At 70.2% G+C, this 20,528-nt stretch carries 11 protein-coding genes; 7 read left to right on the top strand and 4 right to left on the bottom strand.

Annotation, left to right across the window (positions count from 1 at the left end; genetic code table 11):
• Window positions 1-1,169: 1,169 nt before the first annotated feature.
• From AB0R04_RS21625 to AB0R04_RS21615, 3 genes are all read right to left on the bottom strand, one after another.
• Entirely contained in the window at window positions 1,170-3,416 is a 2,247-nt protein-coding gene (locus AB0R04_RS21625) for a tetratricopeptide repeat protein (RefSeq protein WP_363373488.1), read from the bottom strand.
• A 138-nt stretch (window positions 3,417-3,554) separates the two neighbouring features.
• A complete protein-coding gene (locus tag AB0R04_RS21620) occupies window positions 3,555-5,543 on the bottom strand; it encodes a hypothetical protein (protein WP_363373486.1) in 1,989 nt (662 codons plus the stop codon).
• Between the two features lie 264 nt (window positions 5,544-5,807).
• Entirely contained in the window at window positions 5,808-7,079 is a 1,272-nt protein-coding gene (locus AB0R04_RS21615) for a hypothetical protein (protein ID WP_363373483.1), read from the bottom strand.
• Window positions 7,080-7,412: 333 nt separating this feature from the next.
• Here AB0R04_RS21615 and AB0R04_RS21610 point away from each other — a divergent pair, with 333 nt between their 5' ends.
• The 7 genes from AB0R04_RS21610 to AB0R04_RS21580 all read left to right on the top strand — a co-directional run bounded on the left by AB0R04_RS21610 (window position 7,413) and on the right by AB0R04_RS21580 (window position 19,322).
• Window positions 7,413-9,149, top strand: coding sequence for an acyclic terpene utilization AtuA family protein (locus AB0R04_RS21610; RefSeq protein WP_363373482.1), 1,737 nt, complete (start codon window positions 7,413-7,415; stop codon window positions 9,147-9,149).
• Window positions 9,146-10,744 (top strand): carboxyl transferase domain-containing protein, encoded by a 1,599-nt coding sequence (locus AB0R04_RS21605; RefSeq protein ID WP_363373480.1) that lies wholly within the window; start codon window positions 9,146-9,148, stop codon window positions 10,742-10,744. Before AB0R04_RS21610 ends, AB0R04_RS21605 begins: the two co-directional genes overlap by 4 nt.
• 118 nt (window positions 10,745-10,862) lie before the next feature.
• Entirely contained in the window at window positions 10,863-12,887 is a 2,025-nt protein-coding gene (locus AB0R04_RS21600; protein WP_363373477.1) for a biotin carboxylase N-terminal domain-containing protein, read from the top strand.
• 13 nt (window positions 12,888-12,900) lie between these two features.
• Window positions 12,901-14,073, top strand: a complete 1,173-nt coding sequence (locus AB0R04_RS21595) for an acyl-CoA dehydrogenase family protein (RefSeq protein WP_363373474.1) — start codon at window positions 12,901-12,903, stop codon at window positions 14,071-14,073.
• Window positions 14,074-14,305: 232 nt separating this feature from the next.
• Window positions 14,306-15,943 (top strand): 4-coumarate--CoA ligase family protein, encoded by a 1,638-nt coding sequence (locus AB0R04_RS21590; RefSeq protein ID WP_363373472.1) that lies wholly within the window; start codon window positions 14,306-14,308, stop codon window positions 15,941-15,943.
• A 143-nt stretch (window positions 15,944-16,086) separates the two neighbouring features.
• Window positions 16,087-16,707: a TetR/AcrR family transcriptional regulator gene (locus AB0R04_RS21585; RefSeq protein ID WP_363373469.1), complete on the top strand. Its 621-nt coding sequence runs from the start codon at window positions 16,087-16,089 to the stop codon at window positions 16,705-16,707.
• Window positions 16,708-16,853: 146 nt separating this feature from the next.
• Window positions 16,854-19,322, top strand: a complete 2,469-nt coding sequence (locus tag AB0R04_RS21580) for a SpoIIE family protein phosphatase (protein WP_363373466.1) — start codon at window positions 16,854-16,856, stop codon at window positions 19,320-19,322.
• Window positions 19,323-19,355: 33 nt separating this feature from the next.
• Here AB0R04_RS21580 and sph read toward each other — a convergent pair whose 3' ends face one another.
• Complete coding sequence (gene sph, locus AB0R04_RS21575; protein WP_363373463.1) at window positions 19,356-20,351, bottom strand: sphingomyelin phosphodiesterase; 996 nt, start codon at window positions 20,349-20,351, stop codon at window positions 19,356-19,358.
• Between the last annotated feature and the right edge of the window lie 177 nt (window positions 20,352-20,528).

Genomic DNA, 20,528 nt, shown 5'->3' with positions numbered 1-20,528 from the left:
TCAACCACCGACAACAACTAACCAAGACAACCAACGACGCGAGGGTCAGAACTCGACCGGCCAGAGTGGGTCACGGTTCAGCCGTCGCCGACAAGCCGACATGCCCGCCCACCGTCGCCGACCAGTACAGCCCCGGATAGTTCCGCTGCCCCCGGTACGACGGGAACGTCCGTACGGGCCGCGAATCCTCGAACTGAACCCCACGAGCCCGTGCCAGTGGCACACGTCGCTCAATACCGTCCGGATCCACGTAGTTAACCTCGAAGCCTACTGGTTGAGTTGGCTTGCCGTCAGAGGTCATTGGCAGTCTGCTCATCGGATTCCCCGCCAAGGTGCGCGCCGGTCTGGATCACTCTTCGATACCGGGACGGCACGCTATGCCGCAGCTGATTGGCTTAATCTTCGCCATATCGAGTGAGAATTCGCCACGTCCCATCCAGTAACATCCTGAGTCGCAGCGCAATGTGGATGATACTGACGGCTCCTGCGGTGGTCAGGAAGCTCGTGGACTCCTCTCCGCGTTCTGGACTATGCCCTGCGGCGAGCCGCGCCCTCTTCGCGCGTCGGGACGACGACAATCCTGTCGTGCTCCCCGACAGTTCACTCGACTTGCTCCTGCCTCCTCGTCCAAGCAATCAGCCTGCAGATCTCAGTCTCTTCCTGACCCCCGACGAGCTGGCCACGGCGCGGGCCTGCTCACTCCACATCGGCCGCAAACTCACTTCGCAGCTCCGTAAGAGACTTACTCGCCTCACTTGGAGGTTCCCGGACAGGCCCCACCGAGCTGCCCAGGCCAAGCAGTGGCTGGTCGAGCGGCTCAGGCTTTTCGCGGAGCTTTCGGCCTTCGAAGCGGCTGCTCTCGTGATGCCGTCACGTTCGGATAGCGAAATGAACTGGGAGGCCGGCGCCGCGATCATTGACGCGTACCCTGGCGTCATTTCTGATCCGCATGGGCAGTTCGCTAATAAATTGCTGGTTCTGCGTGAAACTGCGATCGAGCGCCGACGACTGGGCGGTTGGACTAAGCGAGAGGCGGCGCCTTTGGCGGACGCTCCATCCGAGGCGGCCAAACACAGACGTGGTCGCCGATATGCGACGAGACCAGTGACCCGCTGTGGCTAGCTCTCTTTCTCGCCGCCCTCGTATTCCACTTCGGGCCGTGCGCGGGTTTAAGCCTGACTGGGTTTGAGTTCCGCATCAAAATCCTGGGCCCGCATAACAACGTCATCGAAGTTGCGATATGAGCCCAGGATGGCAGTAATGCATTCCAGTGCCTCTTTCGGCTTGCCGACCTCTCTTAGATATTCTGCTTTGAGTAGCAAGGCGGACATCTTTTGCTCCACTGCAATATCTCGCGAATCTAGGATTGCTTCGATATCGGCAAAAGCTAGATCTGTCTGCCCGGTTTTCCAGAGCGCCCGGCTGCGGCGATAATGGGCGATGTATCGCCTATTATATGTCGTCTCTTTCAGTGAGAGGACGGAAGATCTATCGGAGATGGCATGAGTGAACTCCTTCTTGCTATCGTGCAGATCGGCACGATTGTTCAAGGAACATGCTCGTGATTCGTCTGAGGCGGCTGCGGAATCGATCACGATCGTGAAGTCCTGGTACGCCCTTGCGGTCTCCCCGAGCTCAGAGTGGACGATGCCGAGATTGTTCAGACTATTAGCGTGCACGGCCCAATCTGGCTTGGCAATCGACAGTGCACGTGAGAATGACTCCTCAGCGCGCTGTAGGTCAGCTTCGTTCAGTAGAAGATTCCCAATTCGAAAATGGGCGGTAGCCAATGCAACCCCAATCCGCAGGGCGCTCATCTCTGATTTTAGCTGAGACAGACCCTGGAGCAGGTATTGGATGAGCGGGTGATCGCTACGGCGGAGATGCGGGATGGTGCTGGCGGCGAGTTCGGCCCATCGCTCTTTCTCCTGTGAATTGGCTAGCTTCAGTTGAAGCAGGCTTCCCAAATGACGGTGTTCCGTGTGATCGGATGCCACTCGCTCGACAAATGCACAATAGGCCTCGGGGTGAGTGCGCCAAGCGGCTTCAATTAGGATCTTGGTGGAAGCTGGCGCTGGCTCTTCTGAATTCAAGCGCTCCAGCACGAAGAGTTCGCCGAGAATGTCCGGTTCAATTCCTGCAAGAAATGCTTCCAGTGGCGCCGCTATTGGGGGATTGAAAGGATCAGGGAGGATTCGTTCTTGAAGATTGCCAAAATCCTGCGCATATGAGTCAAAGGAAATTCCACCGATGCTCGTTGCGTAGCATAGAAGATTCTTTGCCTGTCGCGTGAAGGCAGGTTCGGCGATGGCGTTTGCGAGTTGAGCTTCAGTGCGGACCAGGACCTGTTTTAGTACCTCATCTCTTGTGCCCTGATGTTCAGAGCTGTCCATCCAATCTATCGCAGCGATCACTGCAAACAATGGTCGCCCGTAGCTGTCAATTTTCTTCGAATGCTCCAGAATATCCTCGCGATCGGCCCTGGAGAGGATGCGGCCTCGGCTTCGGGCTACGCCGTCGACTATGCGTTCAATTTCCTCGTCATGTAGTCCGCTCATGGGACGGGCTAGGGCGTACCTGCAGTTCGCAATCTCCAATGATTCCGAATAGCGATGAAGTCGCTGAACATTTTCCCACCAGCTTCCCGAGGCTGCCCGTTCAAGTATCAGAACCCTCACGGGAGGCCCGGCGGGATCCCGTCGAGATAGGCTGAGCAGAGAATCTGAGATCCATTTGCTTCGCTGAGCCGCATAGTCGACAACTATCAATGTTGGCCGAGTGACTCTAGTCTCCAGAAGGTGATCTTGTGACAACTCCCCTAAAAATCCGGCATCCCAATCGCCGGGAACCCTTCTGCAGAGCTCCAGCGCGAGGCGGCTCTTCCCTATGCCGGCTGGTCCGGTCCACAGCCACCAGGAGAAGGTCGCCGGATCTGCGAGGAACTCATTGAGCTCATTAAGTTCGCGTTCCCGACCAATATGATCGATTGTGAGATCTGCGTAGGCAAGCAGTCCACGATCGGCAGCAGTCCCCAAGTTCAATAGACGCCCAAGCGACTGGCTTTCGATGGGTTGGTCTATCGCTCCAGGAATTGCAGTCGCTTCGGACTTGCGTTTCCAGTCGTGAAGCAGTGAAACGGTGAATTGAACGGCATCGGAGTCAATCAACTTGGAACATGTCTGACACAGCCAGATCCCATTTGAGGCAGCGGATCTCTCAGCTGGCAACTGACTTGCGTCGTAGCGTGGCCCGCCGGGTGAGGCTGCAGCGATGTGGGCCGCAACTCCCACATTGACGTACTTCGTGGGATTTTGACTTGGTCCCGAGGTGCGAACTCGACAATTTGGATTGCTGCAGCGCGAGGCAACTCGCAAGTTAAGTGTCCGCTTAACTTCTTCGCTGAAGTCGTCTCTCATGGGAGCATCCGAATGTGTTCGCTAAAGAGGCTGTCGATATGAGGATACTACGAAAGGCCGTCGCATATAAGGATGGAGCTGCATCGGGTGACCGCGGTACGGTCCCTGGATGGAGTTTGAGTTCGGGTGGTGTTGGGTCTAGCGGAGGGTGCTGTTGTAGGTCTGCCACCATGTGGGACCTGTGACAGGCGCGCTGCCCCAAGCTGCGAGTTGAGTCAGCTCTGCTGCTGCGTCGCTGTCGGATCCCAGACGGGTGTATCGAATCGCCCCGGACAGCGTCCAGATCAGCGCGTCGTCTCCGGCGAGCACGGCAAGCTCGCGCAGCATGCGCAACTGTGAGACTGCCATCGCAGGCGTTGTATCCAGAGCCTTGGCGGCTTGCCCGGCCATCCAGCTGCGAACAAGGCTGGTGGGTAGCCATGGAGTTCCGTCGTATGTCCAGCTCAGCTGGGCGCGAAGGAAAGCCACCTGGTGTGCGTCACTGCCCTCCGGTGCGTCCGACAGTTCGCGCCAGGGGGCGACGGGCCCGGCAAGGACGTGGATGCCGTCCGTCTGATGCGCGGTGAGGACCAGCGCTTCCAGGTCTCCCGGCATGGTCGGCTGGAGCATAGCGACCAACATCGGCAAGGGCGTGCCCGAACCTACCTGGGCTTCGATATGCCACTGTTTGCCCCTGGGCGTGATAGTGACGTCCCGGCAGTTCATCGTCCCCAGAACGGTGATGGCTACCTGCTCGGCTGTCAGGCCCAGACTGCGCCACAGGCCGTTGACTGCGAAGCTGGTGAATCCGAGCTCGCCCAGTGCCTGGAGTAGGGCGAGCTGGCAGGCTAGGACGCTCTCGTGCCCCTGGAAGACCCTGTCAAGGACATCGGCCCACGCCACCTGGAGGGTCTTGGACTTGCGCTCGATCACAGCGAAGTCCTGCTCGTAGCGGACCAGGGCATGAGCGCGACCGGTGCGCAGGTCACTGTCCAGGCCGTCGAGGAGTCCCTGCAGGGCGGGTTCCTGTTGGGCTGTACTCACGAGGTCGGTCGCGTTAGCGTGCCGCAGGTTCGCGTACGCGGCCGACTTGCGGCCGCAGGCCAGCAGCAGGACGGTCGCCATGACCTGGCCCGGGCCCTCCACCAGTGCGGCCGCAATACCGAGCAGTGCCCGGCCGGCCTGCCGGGAGTGGACCGCGTTGTCTATGGCGTGGGCAGCTTCCATGGAGCCGTCGAACAGCTCCCAGACCGCCCGCTTGAAGTCCTCCTCGAACGAAGGCGTCGTGGCTAGGGTCCGCAAGACCGTCGGATTGGAGCGGAACACCAGGTAGGCGCGACGCAGAACATCGTGGAACTGGTCGGAGTCGAAGACGCTGCGGGTCTGCAGGTCGTGCACGGCGAACAGGATCCCCGAGCCGGCGACCCCGCGCGAAGACACCAGCTGCTGCAGCGCGTCACGGCCAGCAGTGTCCAAGGCCAGCAGGTCCGGCACTTGGTACGCCTGCAGTGCCCGAGTCAGCAGGTCGGCCTGGATTTGCGCGATATCCCGCTGGCTGGTCATCGCCTCCATCGTGTCTGCGATGGCAGCGGCTCGACCGGCCAGTGCTGCGGTGCGGTCCAGGTGCCGCTGTGCAGCGCGAGCCAGATCCTGGGCCTGCAAGGGAGAGGCCGCGATGAGCGCTGCAAGGTAGGTGTCGACCATCGACTCCAACTCGCCTGCCAGCAAACGCAGGACTGTGACCAGCGCCCGCAACGGGCGCCTATCGTCGGCGCCGAGCACCGTGGCACGCAGCTCGACGAACTCGGACACGCCCTTCTCAAGGTCCTGCGCGCCCTGCATGCTTCCTTCAGCCGTCGCTGCCGCCGCCTGGAGGAAGCCTTCCATCCACGCGCCGAGGCGGGCGAAAATTCCGGCATGCAGGAACTCGACGGCGTCCATACACCCGGAGGTCGGAAGGGAGACGGACCGCGACAGCATCGCCCGCGCCCGGACGGCGGCTTGTCGACGCGCGAGACTGGCCGTGTTCACCTCCCACGGTTCGGGCCGCTGGCCGCAGTCAGCGCACTCGATGCCCCTGATGCGGTTGATGCCGCAGCCCGAGCAGGTGATCTGGGAAAAGGCCAGCCTGAAGGTGTGCACGGTCATGGACTATTTCCGCTCTATCGTTCCTGCAGAGGTGCGCCCGGTCGCGGCTGTGGGGCCGCATGAGCATGGTCCCGCGTAGCGCTGACAACGGGCACCTGGGTTTTGCTCGCCCATAGAGCTCGTAACGGGATCAGCGGGTGGCCTTGTTGAGCCTGCAACAGCAGATGAGTGCAACAGGCGAGCGAGATCAGATCGTCGTGGGAGGTCCAGGTGTCGTTTCCAGCGACTGGCGAGGCGTCTAAGGTGCAGCTCTGGCAGATGAGGTCATTGGGCCGCTCCCGTGCTGGCGGGAGGGGTAAGCCGCTGGCGGGCCCTCTCGTGTAGCCCGGTCGCGAGCGGGTCGGTGCCGAGCGCGTCGAGGCGGGCCCGGGCGGATGCCGTGTCGGGGGCATGGGCGCGGGCGGCTTCCTGGACGTGGGGTTCGCAGTCGTCGAGTCCCTCCTCGGTGAAGCCGTCCGCCACCGCCTCGGGAGCGCAGCCGCGCAGGCCTTCGAGCAGTGCCTCACGGGCATAGGAGTGGATGGTCGACTCCCAGGCGTGCACCAGGGCGTCGGTTGCCCCGGCGACGCGGAGCCGCCCGAGCCCCTTGGCGGGTGACTCGGTCGCGCACCAGGCGCCCTCGGCGGCGGCCGTGGTGAGGGTCTTCAGCAGGTACGGGCCGTCCTCGGCCTCGCCGAACCCGGAGAGGACTTCGACGGCGAGCCATTCGAGGAAGTCATCGCCGCTGCCGGTCCACGCCCGGGCCCGGGGGATGGCCGCGCTGCCCAGGTGCCGCAGGGCCTGGGCGATGCCTGGCGTCCCTCCGGCCGCGTTGCGCAGGCCGGTGTCCTCGGCCATGTCGAGGACACCGAGGTCGCCGCGCCGGCCCAACTCCCGTAGCGCCAGCTGCCTGCCGAGTCCGGGGCGTGCGGCGACTAGCCGGTGCAGGTCTGCGGTGCCGGCGCCGGAGAGGTCGGGGCGGACGGGTGCGGGGCCGCTGTCTGTGTCGCCATCGAGGAAGCGCCGGACTCGTGGCCAAGCTTGGGCCCAGGAAGTCCACGGGGCCGACTTCTCGTCCATCGCGGCCCTGAGTTCGGCGTCGCTGCGCCGCGCGAGGATGTCCGCGTCGAGTCCGGTCCATAGTTTTGGGAGCTGCTCCCAGGCGTCGCTGTACGCGATCGTCTCCAGGCCGTCGGCCCAGTGCAGCCCTTCAACGGCGTAGCGGCGCAGGACCGGTACGGCGTCGAACCGGCCAAGCAGTGGCAGCTCCGTGAGGATCTGGAGGGTCGGCTCGATCCCGTCGGCGTCGTCCCCGTTGTAGTCGAAGACGTACAGCTCGATCGGTTCCAGCGGCAGGTCCAGCCGGTGGATGAGTCGGGCGAGGTAGCCGGAGCGGTGCTCGGTCTGCCGATCCCAGCGGCTGTCGTTGACAGCGCACGCGTACACGAGGTCGGCGGCGACGCCGGGTTCGTCCAGCGCGCGGGCGGCGCCAAGTCCGCGGCCCCGCTGGAGCTGTCCATGGAGGCTGGACGGGTCGGCATAAGTGAAGTCGTTCATCAGCACAGAGCATCCCGTGCTCCTGACCCGGCCAGCAACGGATTTCGCCGGAGGCCGCCCAAGACCCGTGGGCTTCACACGCTCCGGTCAGCTGGACGAGGCGGCAGACGAGCCTTTGCCAGGTCACATGAGAACTCGCCAGATCGGACGCCAGGTCCGCTGAGAACCCGACAGGTCACGCGAGAACGGACACGGGCCGTACGCGACCCTGCCGAGTGCGGGCGCCTTCCTGAAACAAGCAGGCGTGATTGCTTTTTTCTGCGCCCGGTGCCACGCTGCTGCCCGGCGGCGCTCGTGTGGGAGCGTCGCCAACCCGTCGGCAGGGGAGGCGCTTTGGCGCGCGAACGCTCGGTACTGCGGGTCGGCAACGCCTCGGGGTTCTACGGGGACCGCTTCGCGGCGGTGCGGGAGATGCTCACCGGCGGGCCGCTGGATGTGCTCACCGGGGACTACCTGGCGGAGCTGACCATGCTCATCCTGGCCCGGGACCGCCTGAAGGACCCGTCCCTCGGCTACGCCCGGACGTTCCTGCGGCAGATGGAGGAGTGCCTCGGCCTGGCGCAGGAGCGCGGGGTGAGGATCGTGGTGAACGCGGGCGGGCTGAACCCGGCCCGGCTCGCCGCCGAACTGCGGAACCTGGCGCAGCGCCAGGGTCTTGCGGTGGCCGTCGCCCACGTCGAGGGGGACGACCTGCTGCCGCGCCGGAGCGAACTCGGCTTGCCCGAAGGGCTGTTGGCCGCGAACGCCTACCTCGGCGGCTTCGGGGTGGCGGCCTGTCTGGCCGCGGGCGCCGAGGTGGTGGTCACCGGGCGGGTCACGGACGCGGCGCTGGTCGCCGGGCCCGCGATCGCCCACTTCGGCTGGACGGCGGCGGACCTCGACGCCCTCGCCGGGGCGGTGGTCGCCGGGCACGTGCTGGAGTGCGGCGCCCAGGCGACGGGCGGGAACTACGCGTTCTTCCGCGAGCACGACGTGACCCGCCCGGGCTTCCCGATCGCCGAACTGCACGCCGACGGCTCCAGCGTGATCACCAAGCACCCGGGCACCGGCGGCGCCGTCACCGCGGGCACCGTCACCGCCCAACTCCTGTACGAGACGGGCGGAGCGCGCTACCTGGGCCCGGACGTCACCGCCCGGCTGGACACCGTGAGGCTCGCCGAGGAGGGGCCGGACCGGGTCCGGATCGACGGGGTGCGCGGCGAGGCGCCGCCGCCCACGCTGAAGGTGGGCCTGAACCGGCTCGGCGGCCACCGCAACGAGGTGGTGTTCGTCCTCACCGGCCTCGACATCGAGGCCAAGGCCGACCTGGTGCAGCGGCAGTTCCTGGACGCCCTCCCGCCCGCCGCCCGGCCCGCCGAACTGTGCTGGACGCTCGCCCGGACCGACCACCCGGACGCCGGCACCGAGGAGGCCGCCTCCGCCCTGCTCCGGCTCACCGCCCGCGACCCGGACCAGGCCAAGGTCGGGCGCGAACTGGGCAAGGCCGCCGTGGAGTTGGGGTTGGCCGGCTACCCGGGCTTCCACCTCACCGCGCCGCCCGGCCCCGGCGCGCCGTACGGGGTGTTCGCCGCCGCGTACGTCGACGCCAAGGCTGTCGAGCACACCGCCGTACTGCCGGACGGCCGCCGGCTCGCCGTCCCGCCGGCCCCGGTGACGAGCCGGCCGGCCGAGACCTCCGAAGAGCCGACGCTCCCCGACGCACTCCCCGACGCACTCCCCGACGCACCCCCCGCCGGCCCGACCCGCCGCGCCCCGCTCGGCCTGGTGGCCGGCGCCCGCAGCGGCGACAAGGGCGGCGACGCCAACCTCGGCGTCTGGGCCCGCTCCGAGGCGGGCTGGCGCTGGCTCGCCCACACCCTCACCGTCGACAAGCTGCGCGAACTCCTGCCCGAAACCGCCGACTTGCCCGTCACCCGGCACCTGCTCCCGAACCTGCGCGCGGTCAACTTCACCCTCACCGGCCTGCTCGGCGAGGGCGTCGCCGCCCAGCACCGCTTCGACCCGCAGGCCAAGGCGCTCGGGGAGTGGCTGCGCTCCCGCCACCTCGACATCCCGGAGGCCCTGCTGTGACCGTGCTGCCCACCCGCGTCGACCCGGCCGGGCCCGAGTACGCCGAGTACCGGGCCGCGATGCTCGCCAAGCTGGCCGGGCTGGACGCCGAGCACGCCAAGGCGTTGGCCGGTGGCGGCCCCAAGTACGTGGACCGCCACCGGGCCCGCGGCAAGCTGCTGCCGCGCGAGCGGATCGAGCTGCTGGTCGACCCGGACTCGCCGTTCCTGGAGCTGTCGCCGCTGGCCGCCTGGGGCAGCGACTACCCGGTGGGCGCGGCGCTGGTCACCGGCATCGGCGTGATCGAGGGCGTGGAGTGCCTGATCACCGCCAACGACCCGACCGTGCGTGGCGGCGCCAGCAACCCGTGGACGCTGCGCAAGGCCTTGCGCGCCAACGAGATCGCGTTCGACAACCGCCTCCCGGTGGTGAACCTGGTCGAGTCCGGCGGCGCCGACCTGCCCAGCCAGAAGGAGATCTTCATCCCCGGCGGCGCGCTGTTCCGCGACCTCACCCGGCTCTCCGCGGCCGGAATCCCCACCGTGGCCGTGGTGTTCGGCAATTCGACGGCCGGCGGCGCCTACGTGCCCGGCATGTCGGACCACACCGTGCTGGTCAGGGAGCGCGCCAAGGTGTTCCTCGGCGGCCCGCCGCTGGTCAGGATGGCCACCGGTGAGGAGGCCGACGACGAGTCGCTCGGCGGCGCCGAGATGCACGCCCGCACCTCCGGCCTGGCCGACCACTTCGCGGCGGACGAGGCGGACGCGCTGCGGCTGGCCCGCCGGATCGTCGCCCGGCTGGACCACCGCAAGCCGGGCCCGTCGCCGGACCGGCTGGCCGAGCCGCCGAAGTACGACGAGGAGGAGCTGCTGGGCATCGTCCCGGGCGACCTCAAGGTGCCCTTCGACCCGCGCGAGGTGATCGCCCGGATCGTCGACGGCTCCGACTTCGACGAGTTCAAGCCGCTCTACGGCACCAGCCTGGCCACCGGCTGGGCCCGGCTGCACGGCTACCCGGTCGGCGTGCTGGCCAACGCGCAGGGCGTGCTGTTCAGCGCGGAGTCCCAGAAGGCCGCCCAGTTCATCCAGTTGGCGAACCAGCGGGACATCCCGCTGCTGTTCCTGCACAACACCACCGGCTACATGGTCGGCCGGGCGTACGAGCAGGGCGGCATCATCAAGCACGGCGCGATGATGATCAACGCCGTCGCCAACTCCCGGGTGCCGCACCTGTCGGTGCTGATCGGCGCGTCCTACGGCGCCGGCCACTACGGCATGTGCGGGCGGGCGTTCGAGCCGCGCTTCCTGTTCGCCTGGCCGAGCGCCAAGTCCGCGGTGATGGGCCCGCAGCAGCTCGCCGGGGTGCTGTCGATCGTCGCCCGGCAGTCGGCCGCCGCGAAGGGGCAGCCGTACGACGAGGACGCGGACGCGGCGATCCGCGCCATGGTCGAGCAGCAGATCGAGGCCGAGTCGCTGCCGGTCTTCCTGTCCGGGCGGCTGTACGACGACGGCGTGATCGACCCGCGCGACACCCGTACGGTGCTCGGCCTGTGCCTGTCCGCGATCCACAACGCGCCGGTCGAGGGCGCGCGCGGCTACGGCGTCTTCCGGATGTGAGGCCGAGCCGCGAGACCGAGCTGTTCGACGGAGCTGTGAGGCCGAGTTGTGAGACCGAGCTGTGAGACGGAGCTGTGAGACCGAGCTGTTCGACGGAGCTGTGAGGGGCACCCGAGACATGATCACCAACCTGCTGGTCGCCAACCGTGGCGAGATCGCCCGCCGGGTCTTCCGCACCTGCCGGGCCCTGGGCGTCGCGACCACCGCCGTCCACGCCGACCCGGACGCCGGGGCCGCGCACGTCCGTGAGGCCGACGCGGCCGTCCGGCTGCCCGGGGCCGCGCCCGCCGACACCTACCTGCGCGCCGACCTGATCGTCCGCGCCGCGCTGGCGGCGGGCGCGGACGCCGTCCACCCCGGGTACGGATTCCTCTCGGAGGACGCCGAGTTCGCGCAGGCCGTGCTGGACGCCGGGCTGGTCTGGGTCGGCCCGCCGCCGGCCGCGATCGCCGCGATGGGCTCCAAGACGGCCGCCAAGCGGCTGATGGCCGCGGCCGGGGTGCCCGTGCTGGACGCCCTGACCGACCCCACCGAGGCCGACCTGCCGCTCCTGGTCAAGGCGGCGGCGGGCGGCGGCGGACGCGGCATGCGGGTGGTGCGCACGCTCGCGGAGCTCCCCGGCGCACTGGCCGCCGCCCGCGCCGAGGCGGCGAAGGCCTTCGGCTCGGACGAGGTGTTCTGCGAGCGCTACCTGCCCGCCGGGCGGCACGTCGAGGTCCAGCTGCTGGCCGACGCGCACGGCACGGTCTGGGCGGTCGGCGACCGCGACTGCTCGCTCCAGCGCCGGCACCAGAAGGTGATCGAGGAGGCCCCGGCTCCCGGCCTGCCCGAGGCGGTGCGCTCCGGGCTGCACGCGGCGGCCGTCAGCGCCGCCCGGGCGATCGGCTACACCGGTGCCGGTACGGCGGAGTTCATGCTCGGCGAGGACGGCCGGTTCCACTTCCTGGAGATGAACACCCGCCTCCAGGTTGAGCACCCGGTCACCGAGGCGGTCACCGGACTGGACCTGGTGGCGCTCCAACTCGCCGTCGCCGAGGGGGAGCGGCTGCCCGGGCCGGTCCCGCCGCCCGCCACCGGCTGCGCGATCGAGGCCCGGCTGTACGCGGAGGACCCGGCGAAGGACTGGCAGCCCGCCACCGGTACCCTGCACCGCCTCGAACTCACCGTGCCGCACCAGGAGTTCAGCGGGCAGGGCGTCCGGCTGGACTCCGGCGTGGCGGCTGGCGACGAGATCACCCCGCACTACGACGCGATGCTCGCCAAGGTGATCGCCTGGGCGCCGACCCGCGCCGCCGCCGCCCGCCGCCTGGCCGACGCGCTCGCCCGCGCCAGGGTCCACGGGCCCGCCACCAATCGGGAGTTGCTCGTCCGGGCGCTGCGGCACCCGGCCTTCCTGGCCGAACGCCTGCACACCGGCTTCCTGGCCGAGCATGCGGCCGAGCTCACCGTCCCGGACGGCAAGGAGGCCGCGCGCGCCGCCCTGGCCGCCGCCCTCGCCGACGCCGCCGCCCGGCGCGCCGGCCCGCACGGTGCACTGCCGTCGGGCTGGCGCAACCTGCCCTCGCAGCCGCAGTCCAAGCGCTACCGCGCCGACGACGGCGCCGAGTTGGAGGTCCGCTACCGCCTCACCCGGGACGGCCTACGGGCCGACGACCACCCGCAGACGGAGCTCCTGGACGCCTCGCCCGAGCAGGTCACGCTGCGCGAGGGCGCCGTCCGGCGCGGCCACCGCGTCGCGCGCTACGGCGACCGGGTGTACGTCGACACCCCGAACGGGGGCATCGCGCTCACCGCCCTGCCGCGCTTCCCCGACCCCGCCGCCCGGACGGACCCGGGCGCGCTGCTCGCCCCGATGCCCGGCACCGTCGTGCGCACCACCGCCGCCGTCGGCGACACCGTCACCGCCGGTCAGCCGCTGCTCGTCCTGGAGGCGATGAAGATGGAGCACCGCGTCACCGCCCCCGCCGACGGCGTCCTGGTCGAACTCCGCGCCGTCCCCGGCCGGCAGGTCGAGCTCGGCACCCTGCTCGCCGTCGTGCAGCCCGCCCCAGGGCCCGAGGCCGGGCCCGCCGCAGAACCCGAGGCCGGACCCGCCGCCGAGCCCGCCGCAACAGCCGCCGTCCAGCCCGCCGCAGAAGCCTGAGGAAGGACCCCGCATGTCCACCATCGGCAGTCAGCTCATCGAGACCCCCGAACGCCGGGCCCTGCGCCAGGCCGTCGGCGACCTCGGCCGCCGCTACGGCTCCGCCTACTACATGGCCAAGGCCCGGGCCGGCGAGCCCGCCGACGAGCTGTGGGCCGACGCCGGCAAGGCCGGCTACCTCGGCGTGAACCTGCCCGCCGAGTACGGCGGCGGGGGCGGTGGCGTCACCGATCTGTCCATCGTGCTGGAGGAGTTGGGCACGGCCGGCTGCCCCCTGCTGCTGCTCATCGTCTCCCCGGCGATCTGCGGCACCGTGATCGCCCGCTTCGGCACCGAGGAGCAGAAGCAGCGCTGGCTGCCCGGACTCGCCGACGGCAGCCGCAAGATGGCCTTCGGCATCACCGAGCCGGACGCCGGCTCCAACGCGCACCGGATCTCCACCGTCGCCCGCCGGGACGGCGGGGACTGGCTGCTGACCGGCCGCAAGGTGTTCGTCTCCGGCATCGACCACTGCGACGCCGTGCTGTTCGTCGCCCGCACCGAAGACGCCCGCACCGGCAGGCTCAAGCCCTGCCTGTTCATCGTCCCGCGCGACGCCGCCGGCTTCGAGTACCGGGCGATACCGATGGAACTCGTCGCCCCCGAGAAGCAGTTCCAGGTCTTCCTGGACGACGTCCGGCTGCCCGCCGACGCCCTGGTCGGCGACGAGGACGCCGGCCTGCTGCAACTGTTCGCCGGCCTCAACCCCGAGCGCGTGCTGACCGCCGCGTTCTCCCTCGGCCTGGCCCGCCAGGCCCTCGGCAAGGCCGTCGAGTACGCGAAGATCCGCACCGTCTGGTCCACCCCGATCGGCGCCCACCAGGGCCTGGCCCACCCGCTGGCCCAGTGCGCGGTGGAGATCGAGTTGGCCCGGTTGATGACCCAGAAGGCCGGGCTGCTCTACGACGCGGGGGAGGACCTGGCCGCCGGGGAGGCCGCCAACATGGCCAAGTACGCGGCCGGCGAGGCCGCCGCCCGTACCGTCGACCAGGCGGTGCAGACGCTGGGCGGCAACGGCCTCACCCAGGAGTACGGGCTGGGCGCGCTGCTGGCCGCCACCCGGGTCGGCCGGGTCGCCCCGGTCAGCCGCGAGATGGTGCTCAACTACGTCGCCCAGCACACCCTCGGCCTCCCGAAGTCCTATTAGTCCGCAGCGCCGGACGCACCGGACGCACCGGAGGCACCGGAGGCACCGCACCCACCGGGCGCACCGCACCCACCGGACGCACCCGCCGGGCGCGCCCCCGGTGGGTCACCAGAGGGACATCTCGGCGAACTTTGCAGTGGCGGACGTCATGGTCCGTATGCTCCTGTTCGTACCCTCGGTCGACCTTTCGCCGCGCCAGTCGATGCGTCAACTACCTTCCTGGAGGCTTACTTTGGTGTTCCGCAGCGAATTCCCGGACGTGCCGACGGTGGACCTGCCGATCCATGACGCGGTACTCGGCGGCGCGGCGGCGTACGGCGACGGGCCGGCCCTGATCGACGGCGTCACCGGGGAGCGCGTCAGCTACGCGCGGCTCGCCGCCGGCGTCGAGCGGGTGGCCGCCGGGCTGGCCACGGCCGGGGTGCGCCAGGGCGATGTGGTGGCCCTGTTCAGCCCCAACACGCTCGGCTACCCGACGGCCTTCTACGGCGCCACCCGGGCCGGCGCCACCGTGACCACGGTGTCCTCGATGGCCACGCCCGCCGACCTGGCCGGGCAGCTCGGCGACAGCGGCGCCCGCTGGCTGGTGACCGTCTCCCCACTCCTGCCGACCGCCCGCACGGCCGCCGCCCTGCTCGCCGAGCAGGGCGGCCCACTGGCCGAGATCCTCGTCCTGGACGGCGCCGAGGGCCACCGCTCGCTCGCCGACCTGCTGGCCACCACCGGCCCCGCCCCCGGGATCGCCATCGACCCAGGCCGGGACGTCGCCGTGCTGCCCTACTCCAGCGGCACCACCGGACTGCCCAAGGGGGTGATGCTCACCCACCGCTCGATCGCCACCAACCTCGCCCAGTGCGACGCCCTCTACCGGCCCGCCGTGGGCGAACGGGTGCTCGCCGTGCTGCCCTTCTTCCACATCTACGGCCTGACCGCGCTGCTCAACCAGCCGCTGCGCTGCGGCGCCACCGTGGTGGTGCTGCCCCGGTTCGACCTGGAGCAGTTCTGCCGCACCATCGAGGAGCAGCGGGTGCAGGCGCTGGTGGTGGCCCCGCCGATCGCGCTCGCCCTGGCCAGGCACCCGGTCGTGGACCGCTTCGACCTCTCCTCCGTCGAGTACCTGCTGTGCGCGGCCGCCCCGCTGGATCCGGAGCTCGCCGCCGCCTGCGCCCGCCGCCTGGGCCTGCCGCACCTGCTCCAGGGCTACGGCATGACCGAGCTGTCCCCGGTCACCCACGTGGTCTCCCCGCTGGAGCGCGACCCCTCGCCCGGCTCGGTGGGGCGGCTGATCCCGTCCACCGAGCTGCGGGTCGCCGCCCTGGACGGCGCCGGCGAGGACCTCGGGCCCGGCGAGCCGGGCGAGCTGCTGATCCGCGGCCCGCAGGTGATGAAGGGCTACTTCGGCCGCCCCTCCGACACCGCCGCGGTGGTCGACGCCGAGGGCTGGCTGCACACCGGCGACGTCGGCTTCGTCGACGACCGGGGGTACCTGTACATCGTCGACCGGGTGAAGGAGCTGATCAAGTACAAGGGCTACCAGGTGGCCCCGGCCGAGCTGGAGGCCGTGCTGCTCGGCCACCCGCAGATCGTCGACGCCGCCGTGATCGGCGTTCCGGACGCCGACGGCACCGAGTGCCCCAAGGCCTTCGTGGTCCGTGCGCCGGGCAGCGGCCTGAGCGCGGAGGAGGTCACCGGCTTCGTGGCCGGGCTGGTGGCCCCGTACAAGAAGGTCCGCGCGGTGGAGTTCGTCGAGGCCGTCCCCAAGTCCGCGGCCGGCAAGATCCTCCGGCGCGAGCTACGGGCCCGCGAGGCCTCGCGCCGTGCGTCGGCCTCCGTCTCTACTTCCGCCACCGCCCCCGAGGCCTCCCGCTGAGCGGCCGGGCCCCCGGCGGCCGAAGACCGGAGCCCGTCTGTGAGGATCGACCCGCCGAGCACGGCGGGCCCGCCGAGAGCGACGGGCCCGTCGGGCACGACCGGCCCGCCGAGCCCCCACCGGAACAGGACCCGCCGCCAGCCATGACCAGCCACCCCGCCGCCCGCGCCCCCCAGCAGGACCGCAGCCGCGCCACCCGGGCCCGGCTGCTCGCGGCGGCCGTGGACTGCCTGGCCGAGCTCGGCTGGCACGGCTCCACCGTCACCGTGGTCGCCGAGCGCGCCGGAGTGTCCCGGGGCGCAGCCCAGCACCACTTCCCGACCCGCGAGGACCTGTTCACCGCGGCCGTCGAGCACGTCACCGCCGAGCGGCTGGCCGCCGTCCGCGCCCACACGGGCGAGCTGCCGGCCGCCGGCCCCGACCGCACCCGGGCCGTCGTCGACATGATCGTGCGCCTCTACACCGGCCCGCTGTTCCGCGCCGCCCTGCACCTGTGGACGGCCGCCGCCACCGAGGAGCCGCTGCGCGAGCGGATCATCGCCCTGGAGGGGCACGTCGGCCGGGAGGCCCACCGGGCCGCCGTCGAGTTCCTGGACGCCGACGAGACCCGCCCCGGCGTGCGCGAGTCCGTGCAGGCCACCCTCGACCTCGCCCGCGGGCTGGGCCTGGCCAACCTGCTCACCGACGACAGCGTCCGACGATCCGGGGTGATCCGGCAGTGGACCGGCGTTCTGGAGAGTACGCTGCGGCCGGTACGCCCATGACTCCCGTACTACCGGAACGGCCGGACGACCCCTGACCAAGGGGTCGCCGGGCGGCCGATGTCCGTGCAGTCTGGAGAAGAATCCCGGCCGGCACGGACCGTGAGGCCCCCGGCCGGGCACGAGCCGAACCGGGGTGCTGCCTGATCATGCACGGAAACGAGTGGGACGTGACCTCCGCCGCCGGCCCCGCACCGGGCGCCACCCCCGTACGCCCCGAAGGCCACCGACTCGTCCCGCTCGCGACGGCCCTGCTCCAGGGCGACGGCCTGATCCTGCACTGGAGCGAGGACGCCGAGGAGCTGCTCGGCTACTCCGCCGAGGAGGCCGTCGGCAGCTACGCCGCCCAGCTGCTCACCGACGGCACCGACCGCCCCGAGGTGCTGTCCCTGTTCGCCCACATCATGGGCGGCTCCGCCGGCTGGTCCGGCGTCTTCCCGGTCCGCCACCGCGACGGCCACAAGGTCGACCTGGAGTTCCGCACCTACCCGATCGCCGGCCCGGCCGGCACCCTGCTGCTGCTCGCCACCGCCTCCGACATCCGCGCCCTCCAGGCGGTCGAGGCCGACCTCGCCGTCCTGGACGGCGTCTTCGACCGCTCACCGATCGGCATGGCCGTCTACGACACCGAGCTGCGCTACGTCCGGCTCAACGAGGCGCTCGCCCGGATGAACGGCGTCCCCATCGCCGCCCACCTCGGCCGCCGGATACCCGCGGTGCTGCCCGGCATCAACAGCGTCGAGATCGAGCAGACCATGCGGCAGGTGCTCAGGAGCGGCAAGCCCGTGGTGGACGCCCGCTCCCACGGCCGGGTGCCAGGGGACCCGAAGCGCGACCGCGCCTGGTCCGCCTCCTACTTCCGGCTGGAGGACTCCACCGGCCGGGTCTTCGGCGTCTGTTCCTCGATCATCGACGTCACCGAGCGCTTCCAGGCCGAGGCCCGCGCCGCCCGCGCCCAGGAGCGGCTCGCCACCATCGCCGAGGCAACGGCCCGGATCGGCACCACCCTCGACCTCCAGCGCACCGCCGAGGAGCTGATCGAGGCCGTCGTCCCCCGGTTCGCCGACTTCGCCACCGTCGACCTGCTGGAACCGGTGCTGCGCGGCGCCGAACCCACCCCCATCCCCTCCGACCGGACGGTCACCCTGCGTGCCGTCGCAGTCGGCGAGTCGTACGAGTCGGGCCTCGCGCACGCCGTGGACACCGTCGGCGAGACCTCCGAGTACGCCCCCGACCGCAGCTACACCCAGTGCCTGCGCAGCGGCCGCCCCCTGCTGCGCGCCCACGTGGACGCCGAGGTGCTGCGCGGCCTGGTCTCCAGCGAGGACCGGGTCGAGCCCGGCATCGCGGCGGGCATCCACTCGTACCTGATGGTGCCGCTCACCGCCCGGGGCATGGTGCTCGGCGGCTCCGAGTTCATCCGGATGCGCAACTCCGAGCCGTTCAGCGACGCCGACGTGGCGCTCGCCGAGGAACTGGTCGCCCGCACCGCGCTGGCCATCGACAACGCCCGGCTCTACCGGCGCGAGCGGGAAACGGCGCTCACCCTCCAGCGCAGCCTGCTGCCGCAGGAGATCCACCGCACCCTGGGCCTGGAGATCGCCTACCGCTACCTGCCCAGCAGCGTGGTCAGCGAGGTCGGCGGCGACTGGTTCGACGTCGTGCCGCTGTCCTGCGGCCGGGTCGCCCTGGTGGTCGGCGACGTGATGGGCCACGGCATCCGGGCCGCCGCCACCATGGGCCAGCTGCGCACCGTCGCCCGGACGCTCGCCACCCTCGACATGCCGCCCGAGCAGGTCCTCACACGCTTGGACGAGACCGCCTCGGGCATCGGCGAGGGCCAGTTCGCCACCTGCATCTGCGCCGTCTACGACCCGCTGGAGCGCACCGTCCAGATCGCCTCGGCCGGCCACCTGCCGCCGATCTCGGTCGCCCCCGACGGCACCGCCAGCAGGGTCGAGGTGCCGCCTGGCGTGCCGCTGGGCGTCGGCGGGGTGGCCTTCGAGTCGATCGAGTTCACCCTGCCCGAGGGCGGCATGGTCACCCTCTACACCGACGGCCTGGTCGAGCGGCGCGGCCAGGACCTCGACGACGGCATCGACCTGCTGGCCGACACCCTCGCCGGGCCAGGCCGGACCCTGGAGGAGAACTGCGACGCCGTCCTCGGCGCACTGGTCACCGACGGCACCGAGGACGACATCGCGATGATCATGGCGCGGGTGCTGCCGCTGCCCGCCGACCGGATCGCCACCCTCCCGCTCACCGGCGGCGGCCGGCTGCCCGGCAAGGCCCGCCGCTTCACCCGCGCCACCCTCGACGCCTGGGGCCTGACCGCCCTCTCCGACTACGCCGAACTGCTGGTCAGCGAACTGGTCACGAACGCCCTGCTGCACGCCGGGGCCCCGCGGCGGCTGCGGCTGTTCCGCGACCGGGTGCTCACCCTGGAGGTCTCCGACGCCGGCGGGGCGGCCCCGCAGCTGCGCCCCTTCGCCGAACAGGACGAGGGCGGGCGCGGCATGTTCCTGGTCAGCGAGCTGGCCCAGCGCTGGGGCAGCCGGATGACCAGGGACGGCAAGGTGGTCTGGGCGGAGCTGGAACTGCCCTTCGGGGCGGTGTAGTTCCCCGCGGGTCGGTCCCTGGTCAGTCCCTGGTCAGTGCGCGGCGAGCGGGTAGTGGTCGGAGAGGTCGGTGTAGGTGTAGCTCTTGCCCCAACTGCTCACCGTCCACGGCGCGCTGTGCGTGCGCAGGACCTGGTTGGTGTACTGCTGCGGGCGGGCGTGGTCGGCCCGGTAGAGCACGTAGTCCAGGTCCTCCTTGGGCTCGCCCGGGTAGCGGTAGGCGGCGATGGAGTTGTCGGCGGTGTCGAAGGAGTACGGCCAGCCGGTGCGGGCGGAGGCCGGCGCCAGGTTGGCGTTGTCCAGCAGGGCCTGGTACTCGGAGCCGTACGAGTCGATGTTGAGGTCGCCGGCGAGCAGGATCGGCTCGTTCGCCGGGATCTGCTTGGAGTCCAGGAAGCCGCGCATGGCCGTGAGCTGCTTGGCCCGGATGGCGGCCGGCTGGCCGCTGGAGCAGCCCGAGTCGGTGGACTGCAGGTGGGTGCCGACCACGTGGGTGCGCTGGCCGTTCACGTTCAGCACGGCGTAGACGAAGCCCTTGTTGGAGAAGTAGTCCGAGCCGCAGGCGTCCTTGTAGACGTACTGCTCCTTGCGCAGGATCGGCCACTTGCTGAGCAGCGTCACGCCGCCGTCCTCGGGGGCGGCGGCGCTGTAGCTGCCGGAGGTCGCGTCCCAGCCGCTGGTGGAGCGGCCGACGACCGGGGTGTGGTACGGGTAGGCGGCCGAGGCCTTGGCGGTCAGGGCGTCGGAGGCCGCGTTGTCGAAGGTCTCCTCCAGGACCACCACGTCGTGACCCTGGAAGAAGTCCGCCGAGGCGATCGCCTGGGCCCGGTACGCCTGGCCCCAGTTGGGGTAGAGGGTCGTGCTCATCAGGAACGTGTTGTACGTGAGGACGTCCAGCGCGGGCGCGGTGACCGGGGCGCTCTCGGTCGTGGCACCGGTGGCGGCCGTGGCCGGGGCGGCGGCGAGCGTGCCGAGCACGGCGGCGGCAGCGCAGGCGGCGGCGGCCTTGCGGAGGGACGACAGCGGCATTGGGGCTCCGTGAGGGTATGACGTGAACGCGACGGTCAGCGGATGGTGTACATCCAACGTCGCCGCCCGCACGGTGCACAAGACCGCGCACGAGCATTCGGTGAACGCAGTTGAAACACTGTCACCGCCCAGAACGCGCGAGCCCCACCACCCGCCGTGGGCAGTGGGGCTCGCGAG

This window comes from Kitasatospora sp. NPDC056731 (assembly GCF_040687675.1).
GTDB lineage: Bacteria > Actinomycetota > Actinomycetes > Streptomycetales > Streptomycetaceae > Kitasatospora.
The sequence above is the reverse complement of the archived record's forward strand: the minus strand, read 5'-3'. Positions and strand labels throughout refer to the sequence as shown.